Here is a 16,913-nt window from a genome sequence, read left to right as displayed (position 1 = left end):
GGAAGCGCTCTGCGCTTTCCCGGGGAGAAACCGCTCACGCGGCGCACCGCATCAGGAATGGAACGTTGTTATAAAAGGCCGCGGATGGCGGCGCGCCGGCCGCATCTCAGCCGGCGGTGGCGCCCGATGTGCGCGACAGGCCGTCCTTGGCCGGCTGGTAGGTCGGGTCGAGATGGACGGCTTCGCGGTAGGCCTTCGAGGCCTTGACCTTGTCGCCGCGGCGCTCGTAGATCAGCGCCTGGTTGGACCAGGCTTCGGCGTTCTTGCCGTCGAGTTTGATGGCCATGTTGAAGTCGGAGAAGGCGTTGTCCTCGTCATTCATGGCGAGATAGGAGAGGCCGCGGCCGTTGTAGGGTTCGGCGGCGTCCGGCGCCAGCGAGATGGCGGTCGAGAAATCCTCGATGGCAAACTTGTGCTGGCCCTGGCTTTGATAGATCAGGCCGCGATTGTGGTAGGCGCGGGCATCCGTGGTGTCGAGCTGGATCGCCTTCTGGAAATCGTTGAAGGCCTGCTGGGTCTGGCCTGCCTTGCGATAAAGGTTGCCGCGGCCGATATAGGCGGCGTCATAATTTGCATTGATCTGGATCGAGCGGTTGTAGTCGGCAAGGGCGGCCGCCTGGTTGCCGAGGAAGCGCTGGATCAGCGCTCGGTTCGAATAGGCTTGGTAGAAATTCGGGTTGAGCTGGATGGCGGTGTCGAAATCCTTCAGCGCCGCCTGATACTGGCCGCCACGGCCATAGGCCGAGCCGCGCACATTGTAGCCTTCCGGATCCTGCGGATTGCGCTGGATCACCGCCGACAGCGAGGAGATGTTCTCGCTCGAGCCTTGCGCCTTGTCGATGTTGTTGAATTCGCCGGTCGGAACGCTCTGGCAACCGGCCAGCACCAGGCCGGACATCAGGGCTGCCGCCAGGGCCAAACCGCGCATTGTGGTTCTGCGCTCTACGCCGATTGCGTTCATGTCTGCCCTGTCCTCACTTCAGCCGCGCCGTCCAGGTCCCCCTCCGGGCCGGGTCACAGATTGTCGTAACAAAATCTAGAACGCCGTTTGCGCGTTCAAGGGAACGGCCTCTAACAGAATGGCGGCGCTCCAAACAAAAAGGTGGCGGCGATTCCGCATCGCGCCACCTCAGAGTATCCTTCGAAAAGGACGAAAAATTGGCGTCAGAACCGCGGTGGACGCGGAGCACCACCAGGACCACCGGCGGCGCCGGCAGCAACCGGGCGCGGCGTCATCGGCAGCAGGCCTTCGCGCTGGGCGCGCTTGCGGGCCAGCTTGCGGGCGCGGCGAACGGCTTCGGCCTTTTCACGGGCGCGCTTCTCGGAAGGCTTCTCGTAATGGCCGCGCATCTTCATTTCGCGGAAAATGCCTTCGCGCTGCATCTTCTTCTTGAGAGCGCGAAGCGCCTGATCAACGTTATTGTCGCGGACGAGTACCTGCACGGGCAATCCTGTCTTTCGGGTTTGATATCAACAGGCAAGTGGCCATAGCCACATGCCTCCGCGGCGCTTTACACCACGAATTGTGGCGGCTGATAGCAGAATCAGGCCGCGCTGTCCACACTGGAAATGAAGGACAACCGCCAATTTGCCACGGCAGCCCCGAGATAGGGCGCCAACTAGGCGCTGGCCAGATGGAGCCGTGCGAAATCCTCGAAGAATTCGCCGTAATCGCAGGTAATTTCCTCACCGGCTGATATATCTCGGGTGGCCGTGGCGCCGCCATATTGCGAAAAATCCGTGTTCGGCCGCTCGGCGTGGTTCATGAAGCGGCCATTATCGACTTCATAGACCATGAAGCCGGGACGGTCGGGGCTCGGATAGGCATAGCGGTCGAGCAATTCCTTGAGGTGCGGCGGCGCCGCCTCGTATTTGTCCATCGGGATCAGCCGGTCGAAATCCGGATCGAGCCGCCATATCGAGGCGCCCTTCCTGATCGGCTCGGCGGCGAACACGCCGACGCCTTCGATTGCGCTCTGGGCGACATAGGTCCTGATCAGCAGCATGTCCGTCCTCCTCACCCGAAACCGAATCGCCAAATCGCGTGGAAAAAGCAAGTCCGGTTTCGGGTTCTATGGCTGATCGGCGCGGGCGATGACCCGCGAAATGCTTCACGTCCGGGTGATCGAGACGCCGCCATCGGCAAACAGCGCCGATCCTGTGGTGAAGCTCGACGCATCCGATGCCAGGAAGAGCGCAGCGCGGGCGATCTCTTCAGGCACAGCGACACGTTTCAAGGCATGCAGGTTTTCCACGAAAGCGCGTGATTCCGGCGTCTTGAATGTTGCCGACGGGGTGTCGGTGCCACCCGGCATCAGCGCGTTGACCCGCACGCCCCTGGGGCCGTATTCGGCGGCCAGTACCTGCGTCAGGCCGATCAGTCCGGCCTTGCTCGCGGCATAGCTGGTCATGCCCGGCATGCCGACTGTGTGACCGACGAAGGTCGAGGTGAAGATCAGCGATCCGCCGCCGCGTTCGACCATCGCCGGCACCTGGTATTTCGCGCCGAGAAAGGCGCTGGTCAGATTGGCGTCGAGCGTCTCGCGCCATCCGTCCAGCGACAGTTCCGAAATCGGACCCATCGTTCCGACGGAGCCGACATTGTTGAAGGCGATATCGAGCCCGCCGAATTTTTCGACGGCGAGATCGACGAGGGCTTTTGCATAGGCTTCGTCGCGGACATCGCCGGCAAGCGCGACTGCCGTGCCGTCGGCGTCCTCGATTTCGACGACCAGCGCATCGAGTTCGGCCTGGCGGCGGGCGGCGATGACGACCCTGGCGCCTTCTTCGGCGAAGAGTTTTGCGGTGGCGCGGCCGATGCCGGAACTGGCGCCGGTGACGATGGCGGCTTTATTGGCGAGTGCGAACATTTTCTTACATCCTTTCATCGCGCCGGCTGTGCCGGCAACCGGGATGTTGATCGCAGTTCGAGACGGTGCTAGCCACCCGATACGTGCTCGACTTGCTGAATGGCTTCGCAGCGGCACAAGCGCCGCGCGCCGGACTATTGCTTCAGCAGCCAGCCGAGGCGATCGAGCGAAAATGCGTAGCTGATGGCGATGAGCAGCGTGATGACAACGCCCGTAGTCGTGTGACCGGCGGCATAGAATCCGGCTGCACCGCCAAACAGGATGGCCAGTTCAAGCACCAGCCTGACTGCGCCTGGTACAGGAACCGGCGCGCGTCCGGACCGGCTCGGATCGCCGCGCACCGCGAAGGTTCCCCACAGCGCAGCTGCAATGAACGGCAAGGCCAAGGCGAGGACCCAGCGCCACCATCCGCCGGAGAGGCTCCAGCCGGCAAAGCCGAGGCCAAGCAAGGCGGCAAGTTCCAGCAGGAAACGCAAGGTCAGATTCCACCAGGCGTTGCCCATATACGTCCTCCAGAGTCTCGCGATCGCCAGTGTGTCCGAACGCAGCCATGCCTGCCAGCCCGGGCAGGTCTTTTCCACCGCGGCGCAAAACGGCAAGCGCCGTCGCAAACAGCGCAAGGGTGGAAGCGCCGTTTCGCTAGTGATACACCTCGCGCGCCGGGGCTGCGTAAAATACCCCACCGCCATTTGCGAGGCTGGAACGTTGAAAAAATATTCGGTATTCGCCATCGCCCGCGAGGCCATGCGCGGCCACAAGGGCTGGGAGGAACAATGGTCCTCGCCGGAACCGAAGAAGGAATATGACGTCATCATCGTCGGCGCCGGCGGTCATGGCCTGGCCACCGCCTACTATCTCGCCACCGTGCACGGCATCACCAATGTCGCGGTGCTGGAAAAGGGCTGGCTAGGCGGCGGCAACACCGGGCGCAACACCACCATCATCCGCTCCAACTACCTTTACGACGAGAGCGCCGGCATTTACGACCATGCGCTGAAGCTGTGGGATGGGCTCTCCCAGGAACTCAACTACAACGTCATGTATTCGGCGCGCGGCGTCATGATGCTGGCGCACAATGTGCACGACATCCAGGTGCTGAAGCGCCATGTCCATGCCAACCGTCTCAACGGCATCGACAATGAATGGCTGACGCCCGAGCAGGCGAAGGAATTCTGCCCGCCGCTCAACATTTCCAGGCAGGCGCGCTATCCCGTCGTCGGCGCCGCCTTGCAGCGGCGAGGCGGCACGGCGCGTCACGATGCGGTGGCCTGGGGCTATGCGCGCGGCGCTTCGGCGCGCGGCGTGCACATCATCCAGAATTGCGAGGTCACCGGCGTCAAGCGGGCGGCCAATGGCGCGGCCATGGGCGTCGACACGACGCGCGGCTTCATCGGCGCCAAGAAGGTCGGCGTGGTGGCTGCAGGCCATTCCTCGGTGATCATGAACATGGCCGGCGTGCGCATGCCGCTGGAAAGCTATCCGCTGCAGGCGCTGGTGTCGGAGCCGGTCAAGCCGGTGGTGCCTTGCGTGGTGATGTCGAACACGGTGCACGCCTACATCTCGCAGTCCGACAAGGGCGAACTGGTGATCGGCGCCGGCACCGACCAGTATGTCTCCTATTCGCAGACCGGCGGCCTGCACATTTTGCAGCATACGCTGGACGCCATCTGCGAGATGTTCCCGATCTTCACCCGCATGAAGATGCTGCGCTCGTGGGGCGGCATCGTCGACGTGACGCCCGACCGTTCGCCGATCCTGGCCAAGACGCCGGTATCAGGCCTCTACGTCAATTGCGGCTGGGGCACGGGCGGCTTCAAGGCAACGCCCGGCTCAGGCCATGTCTTTGCCCACACGATTGCCAAGGACGATCCGCATCCGATCAACGCGCCCTTCACCATCGAGCGCTTCCGCACCGGGCGCCTCATCGACGAGGCAGCAGCGGCGGCGGTGGCGCACTGATGATGGTGGAACTGGCTGTAGCGGTGCCGCTGGTGCTGGCGGGGGAGCAGGACCTGTTCCATTTTCCGTCACCGGACGAGGTGCGGACGCAGCCGATCAGCCGCGCCGGCAACGAAGCCAATTGGCCGTTTTCGATCGACGCCGGCATTCTGGCATGCGTGTGGAGCGGTGGCCAGAAGGTGGTCATCTTCATGGAGAACAGGCCCTCCGATCTCGGCGAGGACGACACATTCGATGCGCGCAGCGTCATCGTAACGACCGATCCGTTTCAGCTCACGATCGGCAACATGGCGTATCGCGAGCTGTTTCGCCCCGCCGCAAGCGTGGAGGAGCGCATTCGGCTCGTCGCGCCTTTTGCGGCGATGGGCCAGAGGCTTTGCAACCAACCGGCCGGCGCGCATGTCGGCCACGGCGAATTGTAGGAACGAACGATAATGCTTCTCATCCGCTGCCCCTATTGCGAGGAAGAGCGCCCGGAGCTCGAGTTCCGTAACGCCGGCGAGGCGCATATTGCGCGTTCGGCCAACATGGCGGGCGAGAGCGACGACGACTTCGAAAAGTTCTTCTTCATCCGCTCGAACCCCAAGGGCATCATCTATGAGCGCTGGCGCCACATCCATGGCTGCGCGCGTTTCTTCAACGCGGTGCGCCACACCGTCACCGACAAGTTCGTCATGACTTACAAAGCCGGCGAGCCGAAACCGTCCAAGCTGCCCAAAAACTCCAACGAAGTGGCATCCAAATGAGCGGCGCGTTCCGCATTCCGAGCGCCGGCCGTCTCAGCCAGGCCAAGACCGCGCGGTTCTCTTTCGACGGCCAGTCTTACACCGGCATCGAAGGCGACACGCTGGCCTCGGCGCTGCTTGCCAATGGCGTGCATCTGGTGGGACGTTCGTTCAAGTATCACCGTCCGCGCGGCTTCCTGTCGGCCGGAGCGGAAGAGCCAAATGCGCTGGTCGAGGTCAAGCGCGACGCGGCACGCAAGGCGCCCAACATCCGCGCCACGGTGCAGGAGCTCTATGACGGGCTCGTCGCCAACTCGCAAAACCGCTGGCCGTCGCTCGCCTTCGACGTCGGCGCGGTCAACGATCTGGCATCGCCGCTGTTTTCGGCCGGCTTCTACTACAAGACATTCATGTGGCCGAAGGCAGCCTGGAAGAGCCTCTACGAGCCGAAGATCCGCGCCGCGGCGGGTCTCGGCGTTTCGCCCGACAAGCCAGATCCCGACCATTATTCCTCGCGCTATGCGCATTGCGACGTGCTGGTGCTGGGCGGCGGTGCGGCCGGCATCGCGGCAGCGCTTGCCGCTGCCGAAACCGGCGCGCGTGTCATCCTCGTCGACGAGCAGGCCGGCTTCGGCGGCAGCCTGCGTTTCGAGAGCGGCGCCAGGATAGACGGCCATGACGGCTTTGGCTGGGCGCAAGCAGCGGTAGCCAAGCTTGCCGCCATGGACAATGTCCGTGTGCTCTCGCGCACGACGGCGTTCGGCTATTACGCGCAGAATTTCGTCGGCCTGGTCGAGCGGGTCAGCGACCATCTGCAAAACCCCGGCCACGATTTGCCGCGCGAGCGCCTATGGCAGGTACGCGCCAAGCGCGTGGTGCTGGCGACCGGCGCCATCGAACGCCATATGGTGTTTGCCGACAATGACCGGCCCGGCATCATGCTGGCCTCGGCGGCGCGGACTTATCTCAACCAGTACGGTGTCGCGGTCGGCAAAAATGTCGGCGTCTACACCGCCAATGACTCGGCCTACTCCGCCGCGATCGACCTGAAGAAGGCCGGCGTCAACGTGGCGGCGATCGTCGACCTGCGCGACCATCCGACCGGACCTGTGATCGACGAGGCGAGGGCGCTCGGGATCGAGGTCAATTTCGGCCGCGCGGTGATCCGCGCCGGCGGCAAGTTGCGCGTGACCTCGATGACGGTGCAGCCGAAGAATGGGGGCGGCGAGCGCACCATTCCGGTCGACGCCATCCTGATGTCGGCCGGCTGGACGCCGTCGGTGCATTTGTTCTCACAGTCGCGCGGCAAGGTCGCCTTCAATGACGAGACCAAGCGCTTCGTGCCGGGCATCTATGCGCAGGACTGCGTTTCGGTCGGCGCCTGCAACGGTACGGATGGGCTCTCGGCGTCGATCGACGAAGCCTATGCGGCCGGCGCCAAGGCGGCGAAGGATGCGGGCGGCAAAGTGGCCAAGGGCGTTAAGCCGAAGGTCGACGCGTCGGAAAGCTGGTCGCGCGGCATGCTGGGCGCGGCGCCCGGCGCCGGGCCGGACAAGACGGTCAAGGCCTTCGTCGATTTCCAGAACGACGTCACCGCCAAGGACATCCGCCAGGCGGTGCATGAAGGCATGCGCTCGATCGAGCACGTCAAGCGCTTCACCACCAACGGCATGGCGACCGACCAGGGCAAGACCTCCAACATGCACGGCCTGGCGATTGCCGCCGAGACGCTGGGCAAGCCGATCCCCGAGGTCGGGCTGACCACGTTCCGCGCACCCTATACGCCTGTCACTTTCGGCGCGATCGTCAGCCATTCGCGCGGTCCGCTGTTCGACCCGACACGCAAGACCGCGATCCATCCCTGGGCGGAAGCTCAAGGCGCGGTGTTCGAGGATGTCGGCCAGTGGAAGCGCGCCTGGTATTTCCCCAAACCCGGCGAGGACATGCACAAGGCGGTCGACCGCGAATGCGTCGCTGTGCGCAGCAATGCCGGCCTGTTCGACGCCTCGACGCTGGGCAAGATCGAAGTGGTCGGACCGGATGCGGCCAGGTTCATGGAACTGCTCTACACCAATCCATGGGAGAAGCTGGAACGCGGCCGCTGCCGCTATGGCATCATGCTGCGCGAGGACGGCTTCATCTATGATGACGGCGTCGTCGGCCGACTGGCGCCGGATCGTTTCCATGTGACGACGACAACCGGCGGCGCGCCGCGCGTCATGAACCACATGGAGGACTATCTCCAGACCGAGTTCCCGCATCTCAACGTCTGGCTGACGTCGATCACCGAACAATGGGCGGTCATCGCCGTGCAGGGGCCGAAGTCGCGCGACATCATTGCACCGCTGGTCGAAGGCGTCGACATGTCGGACGAGGCGCTGCCGCATATGTCGGTGCGCGAAGGCAAGATCTGCGGCGTGCCGACCAGGCTGTTTCGCATGTCGTTCACCGGCGAGCGCGGTTTTGAAGTCAACGTGCCGGCCGATCACGGCCAGGCCGTCTGGGAAGCGCTGTGGGCCGAGGGCCAAAAGCATGGCGCCGCCGCTTACGGCACCGAGGCGATGCACGTGCTGCGCGCCGAAAAGGGCTACATCATCGTCGGCCAGGACACGGACGGCACGGTGACGCCGAACGATGCCGGGCTCGACTGGGCGGTCGGCAAGAAGAAGACCGACTTCGTCGGCATCCGCGGCCTGACGCGGCCCGATCTGGTCGCCAAGGGCCGCAAGCAGCTGGTCGGCTTGAAGACCAAGGACCCGAAAGTGGTGCTTGAGGAAGGCGCGCAGATCGTCGCCGACCCGAAGGAGGCGATCCCGATGAAGATGATCGGTCACGTCACATCCAGCTACTGGTCGGAAAATTGCGGTCGCTCGATCGCGCTGGCGCTGGTTGCCGGCGGGCGCGACCGGATGGGCGACACGCTCTATGTGCCGATGCCGAACGGGATGATCGAAGTGGAGGTTACCGGCATGGTGTTCTTCGACGAGACGGGAGGGCGCCTCAATGGCTAAGGCTGCTGCAAAGAAGACGGCCCCAGCTGCAGCGCCGTCGGTCGAGCGCCGCCCGGCCCTGGCTGAACGCGTCGTTTCCGCAACGGATGTCAAGGTCGAGGTGCTGCCGCCGGCGGAGCGCATGTCGCTGCGCGCGCCGGAGGCTTCCGTCGCGGCGCTGTCGAAGGCGCTCGGCCTGACCTTGCCGAAGCAGCCGAAAACTTCGGCGTCGAAGACAGGGCGCACGGCGCTGTGGCTTGGCCCTGACGAGTGGCTGGTCATCGATGAGGCTGGCAAGGATCCGATGGCCGATCGTGCTGGGGTTGCCGCATTGCATTCGGCGGTCGGCATCTCGCACCGCAACGTCGCCTTCGCCGTCACCGGCCCGGCGGCTGCCGCCGCGATCAATGCAGGCTGCCCGCAGGATTTGTCGCTCGAGGCTTTTCCGGTGGGCGCGGCGTCGCGCACCATTCTCGGCAAGTGCGAAATCCTGCTGTTGCGCACGGCAGCCGACGCTTTCCGGGTCGAGTGCTGGCGTTCCTTCTCGGACTATGTCTTTACTTTCCTGTCGGAAGCAGCCAGCGACGCGGCGGCGTAGGAACGTTTGACGGGTCAAGCCGTTCTGCTTCCCCCATCAGGGAGAACATACGATGCCGTCGAAAGCGCCGCCGAAGTCAGCTGGCAAGACGTCCGCCGTGCGCTCACTCGAACATGAGCAGCATCACGAGGTGACTGCCGAAGAAGAGGAACTCGAGGAAGGCCTCGAGGACACGTTTCCGGCCAGCGATCCGGTGTCGATCACCTCGACCGCCATCCCAGGCGCGCCGGCAAGACCCGGCAAGGCCAAGACGGTGCCGGGTCGCAAACCGCGCAAGAAATAACCCGTTCGGCTACGCCAGGTTTGAACTCAGGAAAAGCCGGCTTGCGCTGAGGAAATGGGCGCTGAGGAAAAAACGGGCGGCCGGGATTATCCTGCCGCCCTTAAATTAATCGTTGTGCTGTGGTCGAGCCCGATCAACTTAGAACGTGCTCGGCACGATCCATGGGTTGATCTCGATGCCGAGACGCGGGCTCTTGGCCTTGACGTCGGACTTTTCGACCGAGCCGGTCACGGCGCAATCGAGCTTGGCATTGGTCGTGGTGTCGACGCAGGTGGCGGCGGGGGCCTGCTTGGTCGAGTGTGTGTTGTTGGCGGCGAAAGCCGAGCCGGAGAGAGCCAGCACGGTGGCGAGAGCGAGAAGGGTCTTGTTCATGTCTGTCTCCATCGGTTAAATTCTTTTCGTACATGTACGATACAACGTACACATACGCCCACCGAGATGGGTTTTCAAGTCGAAAAGCGTACGCGTACGACAAATTTTTTTGAATGCCGAAAATTGCGGCGCACTGACACAGCCGAAGCTGTCAGGCCGGACGTTGAATTGGAGGGGCGGGGATGCTCAGCAGTCGACCGGGGTCTCGGTCAGCGGCGGCACATTCTGAGTGCTGAGCGTGGCGAGTGTGAAATCGCACATCCGCGTCACGAAAGCCTGCGGATCCCCGAAGGGGTAGAACGGGAACGTGATCAAAAGCGAGATGGTGCCGTGGCCGACTGCCCAAAGCATGGTGGCGATGGCGCGCGGATCGCCCTGCAGCTTGCCTGCAGCAACGCAGGCCTCGACCCTGGATATCAGCGCTTTCATCGCCGGGTTGGCCTCTTCCATGTCCTCATAGCTTCTGCCTTCCGGCAGCTTGGTCTTTTCGGTCATGAACACGGTGCGGTATTCGTTGGGATTGCCGAGCCCGAAGGCAGCATATTCGGTCATCACCGCACGCAAGGCCTCGATCGGATCGTCGGAAGGGTGCTCCTCGATGCGGCGGGCAAGTGTTTCGAAGGCATCCTCGGCCAGCGCAAACAGGATGTCTTGCTTGTCGGCGAAGTAGGAATAGACCGACATCGGAGCATAGCCGACCCGCTTGGCCAACTTGCGGATGGTCAGGCCTTCATAGCCCTCTTCCTTGACGAGCTTGTGGGCTGCGTCGAGCAGTTCGGAACGCAGTTCGGCCTTTTGTTTCTCGCGGCGTTTCTGGACGCTCAGTGGCAAGATCCGGTGCCTTTGGTTGGTTGTGCATGACTAAATATATACGCTGTACGGAAACGGGCAAGGGCGCTGTCAGGGACAGCAAAAAGCGACCTCAAGCTTTCTCTCGAATAGTTGTGCCCGTTCTGGTCCATTTCGCCAGCATCTATGTCACAGCATGTGTAACCTGGGCGCACGCAGGCAACATCGGACTGTTACAAACAAAGCCTATTTGGCGGCTCTGCAAGAAATTTCGGTTTTGGGGGGCCTCTGTGGCTGCGATAGAGCTTTCGTCCGGGCTGCCGGGCGCACATCCACTTTCTCATGGCGCAAGGCTGGCGCTCAGGCGGGTCGTGATAGTCGCATGGCTGGCGATCGCAATCGGCTTCGCCATGGAAGCGCTTATTCTGACTGCCGGATTTGCGGCAGGTTCGCACCCGGCCCCGACCCAGGTTCTGATAGACTTGGCGCAAGGCGTGACCTGGTCATTCTTCGTCTGCGCCGGCGTCAGCCTCGGCACGGCGATCACCAAGGTGCGAGCCTCGCTTGGCGGCCTTATCGCCATGATCTCGGGGCCGCTGGCCATGGGCATCGCCAAAGGTACGCAAAAGGTGATGGTGAGCGCGCTTGATGTATCGGCAAAGCCCGTGATCCTGTCGCTCACCACGCTCGGTATGTTGCGGGCGATCGAGTATGGCTTGCTGGGCTGGATGCTGGCTTCGCTGGCATCCAAGGAAGAACCTCGCTCGCTGCATTTCATGCTGGCGGGTGCCTTGGCCGGCGCGGTGTTCGGCGGCGGGATCACGGCGCTGACGATCGAGACCGCCGCAGCCAAGGACATTGCGCTGGCATTGCCGCAGGCTGTCGCCACCGGCCTCATTGAGATCGTGTTTCCGATCGGATGCTCGCTGGTCGTCTACATCGCCCTGCAAGTCAGCCGGCACATGAAGTTCATTTCCAGCGATGCGCGCTAGAGCCGGATGATTTCAGGTCGAATTGACCTGAATCTGAATCCGGCTCTAAATCAAATAGATAGAGCATGATGTCGTCCGAAAACCGCTTCACACTTTTCGGCATCATGCTCTGTCTACAGACGGTGATCGGTTTGCGTCCTGTTTCCAGGCCGGTTGCCACCGCCTCCGTGTGGGCTTGCTCCCCGGTCGGGGAACGGAACTGATCCGATCTGTCATCAAATCGCGCCGACCACACTATCTCATTGTCTACTCAGGTTCGGTCGATCAGCTTGGCGGCAAGGTGCGACAGCAGCTTCACCGCTTCGCCATAGGTCCTGGCCTTTTCGGGATTGGAGGCGTTGCCGTCGAGCGCCCGTTTGTAGACGCCCTGACAGATGGCCGCCAAGCGGAAGAAGGAGAAGGCGAGGAAGAAGCTCCAATTGTCGATGCCGCCCAGCCCGCGCCGCCGGCAATAGGCGGCGACGTACGCGTCCTCGGAAGGAAGGCCGAGGGCGGCGCGGTCGACGCCGCCAAGACCGCGAAAGCCCGAGGCGTGCGGCAGGCGCCATTGCATGCATTGATAGGCGATGTCGGCGAAGGGATCGCCGAGTGTCGACAGTTCCCAGTCGAGCACGGCCAGCACTTTCGGCTCATTGTGCGCGAAGATCATGTTGTCCAGCCGGTAGTCGCCATGCACGAGAGATTTTCGGCCGTCATCGGCCGGAATATGCGTCTCCAGCCACGCGATCAGCAGGTCCATGTCGGCGACCGTGCCGGTCTCCGAGGCGCGGTACTGGCTGGTCCAGCGTGCCAGCTGGCGTTCGAAGTAATTGCCGGGTTTGCCGAAATCGCCGAGCCCGACCGCCTCGACATCGACGTCGTGCAGGGCGGCCAGGGTGGCGTTCATGGCATCGTAGAGGGCGGCGCGCTCATCGTTGCCAGCGGCCTCCGGCACTGCCGGATCCCAGAAGATGCGGCCGTCGAGAAAATCCATGACGTAGAACATGCGGCCGATCGGCGTCGCCTCCGCCGACAGATGCAGCATCGCCGGCACCGGCACGGCGGTGCCGGCCAGCGCCTTCATGACCGTGAATTCGCGGTCGACCTGATGCGCCGATTTCAGCAACTGGCCCGGCGGCTTGGCGCGCAGGACATAGCGGCCGCTGGCCGCGGTCAGCAGATAGGTCGGGTTCGACTGGCCGGATTTGAATTTTTCGATTGCGGAAAGCCGTGCAAAACCAGGGATGTGCGCCTCGAGGTAAGGGGCTAGCGCTGTCTGGTCGAGCGTATTGGCGTCGCTCATGCGGTCTCCGGCTCACGCTCGATCAGCGTCAGCGTCAGCCAGCGCGCGGTCAGCGCCGGCTTCTTCGAGCCTTCGATCTCGATGGTCACGTCATGCGCCGTCTGCACCCAGCCCGACGGCCTGACCTTGACGTCGGCCAGCACGAAGCGGGTGCGGATGCGCGCGCCGGTCTTCACCGGCGCCAGGAAGCGCAGCGAATCGAAACCGTGGTTGACGCCCATCTTGCCCTTTTCCAGCGGCGGCATGGTCTCGAAGGTCATCGCCGAGAGCAGCGACAACGACAGGAAGCCATGCGCGATGGTGCCGCCGAACGGCGTCTCGTTTTTGGCCCGCTCGGGGTCGCAATGGATGAACTGGTGGTCGTCGGTGGCNGTGGTCATCGGTGGCCTCGGCGAACTGGTCGATCATGGTCTGTGTGACCTCGCGCCATGGCGAGACGCCGACTTCCTTGCCGACGCTGGCCAGAAGCACATCGAGACTGATCGGTTCCACTGCGGTGTCCTCCCCTTGCCGCCGATCGCGGCTCATTCCTTGAACAGTGTCAGCCCATGCTGCACCGACTGCCCGCCGTCGATCGGCAGGATGGCGCCGGTGACATAGGAGCCGGCGCGGCTGCACAAATAGAGCGTTGCGCCGCCGATGTCATCCGCCACGCCGATACGTCCGATCGGCACATGGCTGCCGACATGTCTGGCCTTTTCTTCGGTGCCGGTGGCAAAGGCGGTCATCCGGCTCTGGAAGGGGCCGGGCGCGAAGGCGTTGACGGTGATGCGCCGCGCCGCGAGCTCGATCGCCAGCGTGCGCGTCAGGTGGTGAACGGCGCCTTTGGACGCGGTATAGGAATAGGCGTCGTCGGCCAGCGGCTGCGTGCCCATCACCGAGCCCAGATTGATGACGCGGGCCGGATCGGCATCGCTCGCGGCGGCTTCCAGCAGCGGCAGCAATTCGCGTGTCAGATGGAAGACGGCGGTGACGTTGACGGCGAACACCTTGGCCCAGCCGCTATAGGGAAAATCCTCCAGGGAGGCACCCCAGGATATGCCGGCATTGTTGACCAGAATGTGCAGCTTCTCGGTGCGCGCCTTGACCTCGCTGACCAGCGCGGCAATGCCGGCTTCGCTCGAGACGTCACCGGCGAAACCTTCGGCACTGCCGGAGCCGCCGAGCCCGTTCAACTCAGCGGCGACCTTGATGCAATCCTTGCCCTTGCGCGAGGCGATCATCACGGTAGCGCCGGCCTGGACCAAAGCGGTCGCAACCATGCGGCCGATGCCGGTCGCGGCTCCCGTTACCAGCGCGGTCTTACCCGCGACTGAGAACAGTTCTTCCAGATAGCTCATCGCAATTCCTCCGCGCCTTTCTGCTCACGGTCCGGGGCGAAAGGGCTCGCGTTGACAAGGCTAACCGAAGTACGGTCATCCTTGCCACGGGTAAAGTGCCTGGATGCGTGAAAGGGTTGGAGACCGATGGCGGACATCAATCTCGGCATGACCGAGCGGCTGAAGCCGATCCACGCCCGCGTCGCCGCTATGGTGCGCGACGAGATCATGCCGCTCGATCATGAGTTTTTGAGCGAGGTCGGCAAGGGCGGCGACCGCTGGGTCTATACCGCGCGGCAGACCGAAATCCTCGAAGGGTTGAAGAAAACGGCCAAGGATCGCGGCCTGTGGAATTTCTGGCTGACCGGCTCCGAGCGCGGCTATGGGCTGTCAACCGTCGAATATGCCTATCTGGCCGAGGAGATGGGCAAGGCGCATCTCGGCGCGGAGACCTTCAATTGCTCAGCGCCCGACACCGGCAATATGGAGGTGCTGGAGCGCTATGGCTCGGAGGACCACAAGCAGGCATGGCTGGCGCCGCTGCTCGAGGGGAAAATCCGCTCGGCCTATCTGATGACGGAGCCGGATGTCGCCTCCTCCGACGCCACCAACATCGCCATGCGCTGCGAAAAGCAAGGCGGCGACTATGTACTCAACGGCGAGAAATGGTGGGCGTCGGGGGCCGGGGACCCGCGCTGCGCCATCTACATTGTCATGGTTCGCACCGGCGAAGCCGAGACGCAGCACCGCCGCCATTCGATGATCCTGGTGCCGTCCGGCACCAAGGGCGTGACCAAGCTGCGGCCGATGCAGGTCTATGGCGACGACGACGCGCCGCATGGCCACATGCATCTTCGCTTCGACAATGTCAGGGTGCCGGCCGGAAACCTGATCCTCGGCGAGGGCAGGGGGTTCGAGATCGCCCAGGGGCGGCTTGGCCCCGGCCGCATCCACCATTGCATGCGCGCCATCGGCCAGGCCGAAATGGCGCTGGAGCTGCTGTGCCAGCGCTCGGTGCGCCGCGAGGCCTTCGGCCAGCCCTTGGCCAAGCTCGGCGCCAATTTCGACATCATCGCCGAATGCCGCATGGAGATCGAGATGGCGCGGCTGCTCTGCCTCAAGGCGGCGTGGATGATCGACCAAGGCGATGCGCGCGCAGCCGCGCCCTGGATCAGCCAGATCAAGGTCATCGCACCGCGCGTCGCGCTCAAGGTCACCGACGAGGCCGTGCAGATGTTCGGGGCGCAAGGCATCAGCCAGGACACGCCGCTGGCACGCTCATGGACGCATCTGCGAACCCTGCGCCTCGCCGACGGGCCGGACGCCGTGCACCGCCGGCAGGTGGCGCGTACGGAGCTCAGGAAATACACGCAGGAAAAGGTCTGAGCGGATGAAGGCCATTATCGCCCGCGATTTCGCGCCGCTCGGCCAGCTCGTCCATGCCGACAATCTGAAGGAACTGGTCGGCTGGCATCTCGCCGGCAAGGTTTGGCCGGTCATCGAAGGCACTTATCCGCTGGCCGATGCCGCCGCCGTGCTGACGCGCGTGCTTGGCCGTGGCGCATCCGGCAAGCTCATCCTCAAACTGTAAGGAGCCCCGCCATGGCGATACCTTCAGACATGAGAGCACTGCTGCTGATCGGCGACGGCTACACCAGGACGCCCTCCGGCAGCGTGCTGGAGGCGATGGAGCCGTATCTCACGCTGGGCAGCATCGGCGTGCCGACGCCCGGACCGAGCCAGGTGCTGATCAAGGTCAGCCTCGCCTCGATCAACCCGTCCGACGTCATGTTCATCAAGGGCCAGTACGGTCAGCCGCGCGCCAAGGGCCAGCCGGCCGGCTTCGAGGGTGTCGGCACGGTCGTTGCCAGCGGCGACGAGCCCTATGCGAAAAGCCTGATCGGCAAGCGCATCGCCTTCACCACCGGCGTCACCAATTGGGGCGCGTGGGCGGACTATGCAGTTGCCGAAGCTGCCGGCTGCATTCCGCTGCTCGACACGGTCCGCGACGAGGATGGCGCGGCGATGATCGTCAACCCGCTCACGGCGCTCGCCATGTTCGACATCGTCAAGCAGACGGGCGAAAAAGCCTTCATCATGACCGCCGGCGCCAGCCAGCTTTGCAAGCTGATCGCGGGTCTCGCCAAGGAGGCTGGGTTCCGGCCGATCGTCACCGTGCGCCGCGACGAGCAGATTCCGCTGTTGAAGGAGATCGGGGCTGCCCATGTGCTCAACGAGAAGGCGCCGGATTTCAAGGCAGCACTACGCGATGTGGTCAAGGCCGAGCAGCCGCGCATCTTCCTCGATGCCGTGACCGGGCCGGTGGCCTCGGCGATCTTCGACGCCATGCCGAAGCGCTCGCGCTGGATCATCTATGGACGGCTCGATCCGGACACCACTGTCATCCGTGAGCCCGGCCAGATGATCTTCCAACAAAAGCACATTGAAGGCTTCTGGCTGGTCGAATGGATGCGCCAGTTCCGCGACAAGCGCGGCCCGGCGATCATGGAAGCACAGAAGCGCTTTTCGGATGGGCGCTGGTCAACCGACGTGACGGCGGTGCTACCGCTGGATGAGGCGATGGCGAAGGCCCCGGCGGAGCTGGCCAAGCCGAACGGGAAGGTGTTTATTAGGCCGTGACTTTCTACCCTCCCCCTTGTGGGGAGGGTCGACGAAAGAGCAATTTTGCTCGTTCGTCGGGGTGGGGGTCTTGGCTCCACCTCTGTTATTCGCG

At 63.6% G+C, this 16,913-nt stretch carries 19 protein-coding genes and 1 pseudogene; 10 read left to right on the top strand and 10 right to left on the bottom strand.

Features of this window, described 5'->3' with window-relative positions; translation table 11 throughout:
* Window positions 1–106 precede the first annotated feature (106 nt).
* The 5 genes from X727_RS160830 to X727_RS160850 all read right to left on the bottom strand — a co-directional run bounded on the left by X727_RS160830 (window position 107) and on the right by X727_RS160850 (window position 3,373).
* A complete protein-coding gene (locus X727_RS160830; RefSeq protein WP_023714058.1) occupies window positions 107–961 on the bottom strand; it encodes a tetratricopeptide repeat protein in 855 nt (284 codons plus the stop codon).
* Window positions 962–1,164: 203 nt separating this feature from the next.
* The gene (gene rpsU, locus X727_RS160835; protein WP_023671138.1) at window positions 1,165–1,443 is read right to left on the bottom strand and encodes a 30S ribosomal protein S21; all 279 of its coding nucleotides are present in this window, start codon (window positions 1,441–1,443) and stop codon (window positions 1,165–1,167) included.
* A 176-nt stretch (window positions 1,444–1,619) separates the two neighbouring features.
* A complete protein-coding gene (locus X727_RS160840; RefSeq protein ID WP_023671139.1) occupies window positions 1,620–2,006 on the bottom strand; it encodes an SET domain-containing protein-lysine N-methyltransferase in 387 nt (128 codons plus the stop codon).
* Window positions 2,007–2,111: 105 nt separating this feature from the next.
* Window positions 2,112–2,870 (bottom strand): SDR family oxidoreductase, encoded by a 759-nt coding sequence (locus tag X727_RS160845; RefSeq protein ID WP_023704048.1) that lies wholly within the window; start codon window positions 2,868–2,870, stop codon window positions 2,112–2,114.
* A gap of 134 nt (window positions 2,871–3,004) precedes the next feature.
* Complete coding sequence (locus tag X727_RS160850; RefSeq protein ID WP_023683195.1) at window positions 3,005–3,373, bottom strand: YrdB family protein; 369 nt, start codon at window positions 3,371–3,373, stop codon at window positions 3,005–3,007.
* Window positions 3,374–3,575: 202 nt separating this feature from the next.
* Here X727_RS160850 and X727_RS160855 point away from each other — a divergent pair, with 202 nt between their 5' ends.
* From X727_RS160855 to X727_RS160880, 6 genes are read left to right on the top strand one after another with little or no spacing between them, the layout of a single operon-like run.
* Entirely contained in the window at window positions 3,576–4,829 is a 1,254-nt protein-coding gene (locus X727_RS160855; RefSeq protein ID WP_023704047.1) for a sarcosine oxidase subunit beta, read from the top strand.
* Window positions 4,829–5,251, top strand: coding sequence for a hypothetical protein (locus X727_RS160860; RefSeq protein ID WP_023686459.1), 423 nt, complete (start codon window positions 4,829–4,831; stop codon window positions 5,249–5,251). The genes X727_RS160855 and X727_RS160860 overlap by 1 nt, the downstream gene beginning before the upstream one ends.
* A 12-nt stretch (window positions 5,252–5,263) precedes the next feature.
* On the top strand, window positions 5,264–5,575 hold the full coding sequence (locus X727_RS160865; protein ID WP_023833592.1) for a sarcosine oxidase subunit delta: 312 nt from the start codon (window positions 5,264–5,266) through the stop codon (window positions 5,573–5,575).
* Window positions 5,572–8,565 (top strand): sarcosine oxidase subunit alpha, encoded by a 2,994-nt coding sequence (locus X727_RS160870; protein WP_023833591.1) that lies wholly within the window; start codon window positions 5,572–5,574, stop codon window positions 8,563–8,565. Before X727_RS160865 ends, X727_RS160870 begins: the two co-directional genes overlap by 4 nt.
* Window positions 8,558–9,142 carry a sarcosine oxidase subunit gamma gene (locus X727_RS160875; RefSeq protein ID WP_023833590.1) on the top strand — a complete coding sequence of 195 codons (585 nt, stop codon included), beginning with the start codon at window positions 8,558–8,560 and terminating at the stop codon, window positions 9,140–9,142. The genes X727_RS160870 and X727_RS160875 overlap by 8 nt, the downstream gene beginning before the upstream one ends.
* A 52-nt stretch (window positions 9,143–9,194) precedes the next feature.
* Window positions 9,195–9,425: a hypothetical protein gene (locus X727_RS160880; protein WP_023691851.1), complete on the top strand. Its 231-nt coding sequence runs from the start codon at window positions 9,195–9,197 to the stop codon at window positions 9,423–9,425.
* Window positions 9,426–9,563: 138 nt separating this feature from the next.
* Here X727_RS160880 and X727_RS160885 read toward each other — a convergent pair whose 3' ends face one another.
* A complete protein-coding gene (locus X727_RS160885) occupies window positions 9,564–9,797 on the bottom strand; it encodes a DUF680 domain-containing protein (RefSeq protein ID WP_023671148.1) in 234 nt (77 codons plus the stop codon).
* Window positions 9,798–9,983: 186 nt separating this feature from the next.
* On the bottom strand, window positions 9,984–10,628 hold the full coding sequence (locus tag X727_RS160890) for a TetR/AcrR family transcriptional regulator (protein WP_023671149.1): 645 nt from the start codon (window positions 10,626–10,628) through the stop codon (window positions 9,984–9,986).
* Window positions 10,629–10,741: 113 nt separating this feature from the next.
* Here X727_RS160890 and X727_RS160895 point away from each other — a divergent pair, with 113 nt between their 5' ends.
* The gene (locus X727_RS160895) at window positions 10,742–11,578 is read left to right on the top strand and encodes a hypothetical protein (RefSeq protein WP_155923516.1); all 837 of its coding nucleotides are present in this window, start codon (window positions 10,742–10,744) and stop codon (window positions 11,576–11,578) included.
* A 250-nt stretch (window positions 11,579–11,828) separates the two neighbouring features.
* Here the strand turns inward: X727_RS160895 and X727_RS160900 are convergent, their stop codons facing one another.
* From X727_RS160900 to X727_RS160905, 3 genes and pseudogenes are all read right to left on the bottom strand, one after another.
* Window positions 11,829–12,860 (bottom strand): phosphotransferase family protein, encoded by a 1,032-nt coding sequence (locus tag X727_RS160900; RefSeq protein WP_023728438.1) that lies wholly within the window; start codon window positions 12,858–12,860, stop codon window positions 11,829–11,831.
* Window positions 12,857–13,388 (bottom strand): annotated as a pseudogene (locus X727_RS01000000164390) (MaoC family dehydratase). Before X727_RS01000000164390 ends, X727_RS160900 begins: the two are co-directional and overlap by 4 nt.
* Window positions 13,385–14,200: an SDR family oxidoreductase gene (locus tag X727_RS160905; protein ID WP_023695624.1), complete on the bottom strand. Its 816-nt coding sequence runs from the start codon at window positions 14,198–14,200 to the stop codon at window positions 13,385–13,387. The pseudogene X727_RS01000000164390 and the gene X727_RS160905 overlap by 4 nt, the downstream one beginning before the upstream one ends.
* A 126-nt stretch (window positions 14,201–14,326) precedes the next feature.
* Here X727_RS160905 and X727_RS160910 point away from each other — a divergent pair, with 126 nt between their 5' ends.
* From X727_RS160910 to X727_RS160920, 3 genes are read left to right on the top strand one after another with little or no spacing between them, the layout of a single operon-like run.
* Entirely contained in the window at window positions 14,327–15,565 is a 1,239-nt protein-coding gene (locus tag X727_RS160910) for an acyl-CoA dehydrogenase family protein (RefSeq protein ID WP_023686451.1), read from the top strand.
* On the top strand, window positions 15,468–15,770 hold the full coding sequence (locus X727_RS1000000168425) for a zinc-binding dehydrogenase (RefSeq protein ID WP_081726046.1): 303 nt from the start codon (window positions 15,468–15,470) through the stop codon (window positions 15,768–15,770). The genes X727_RS160910 and X727_RS1000000168425 overlap by 98 nt, the downstream gene beginning before the upstream one ends.
* Window positions 15,771–15,781: 11 nt before the next feature.
* Complete coding sequence (locus tag X727_RS160920) at window positions 15,782–16,819, top strand: zinc-binding dehydrogenase (protein WP_023686449.1); 1,038 nt, start codon at window positions 15,782–15,784, stop codon at window positions 16,817–16,819.
* Window positions 16,820–16,913 lie beyond the last annotated feature (94 nt).

Source organism: Mesorhizobium sp. L103C105A0 (genome assembly GCF_000502215.1).
Lineage (GTDB): Bacteria > Pseudomonadota > Alphaproteobacteria > Rhizobiales > Rhizobiaceae > Mesorhizobium.
Note: the sequence above shows the minus strand (reverse complement) of the source record. Positions and strands in the feature narration are given on the sequence as shown.

Bases quoted from the DNA above. Each gene is read 5' to 3' on its own strand.
- X727_RS160885 (WP_023671148.1), bottom strand. From the start codon at position 9,797: ATGAACAAGACCCTTCTCGCTCTCGCCACCGTGCTGGCTCTCTCCGGC.
- X727_RS160905 (WP_023695624.1), bottom strand. From the start codon at position 14,200: ATGAGCTATCTGGAAGAACTGTTCTCAGTCGCGGGTAAGACCGCGCTG.
- X727_RS160880 (WP_023691851.1), top strand. From the start codon at position 9,195: ATGCCGTCGAAAGCGCCGCCGAAGTCAGCTGGCAAGACGTCCGCCGTG.
- X727_RS160900 (WP_023728438.1), bottom strand. From the start codon at position 12,860: ATGAGCGACGCCAATACGCTCGACCAGACAGCGCTAGCCCCTTACCTC.
- X727_RS160840 (WP_023671139.1), bottom strand. From the start codon at position 2,006: ATGCTGCTGATCAGGACCTATGTCGCCCAGAGCGCAATCGAAGGCGTC.
- X727_RS160850 (WP_023683195.1), bottom strand. From the start codon at position 3,373: ATGGGCAACGCCTGGTGGAATCTGACCTTGCGTTTCCTGCTGGAACTT.
- X727_RS160830 (WP_023714058.1), bottom strand. From the start codon at position 961: ATGAACGCAATCGGCGTAGAGCGCAGAACCACAATGCGCGGTTTGGCC.
- X727_RS160845 (WP_023704048.1), bottom strand. From the start codon at position 2,870: ATGTTCGCACTCGCCAATAAAGCCGCCATCGTCACCGGCGCCAGTTCC.
- X727_RS160910 (WP_023686451.1), top strand. From the start codon at position 14,327: ATGGCGGACATCAATCTCGGCATGACCGAGCGGCTGAAGCCGATCCAC.
- X727_RS160860 (WP_023686459.1), top strand. From the start codon at position 4,829: ATGATGGTGGAACTGGCTGTAGCGGTGCCGCTGGTGCTGGCGGGGGAG.
- X727_RS160870 (WP_023833591.1), top strand. From the start codon at position 5,572: ATGAGCGGCGCGTTCCGCATTCCGAGCGCCGGCCGTCTCAGCCAGGCC.
- X727_RS160920 (WP_023686449.1), top strand. From the start codon at position 15,782: ATGGCGATACCTTCAGACATGAGAGCACTGCTGCTGATCGGCGACGGC.
- X727_RS160875 (WP_023833590.1), top strand. From the start codon at position 8,558: ATGGCTAAGGCTGCTGCAAAGAAGACGGCCCCAGCTGCAGCGCCGTCG.
- X727_RS160865 (WP_023833592.1), top strand. From the start codon at position 5,264: ATGCTTCTCATCCGCTGCCCCTATTGCGAGGAAGAGCGCCCGGAGCTC.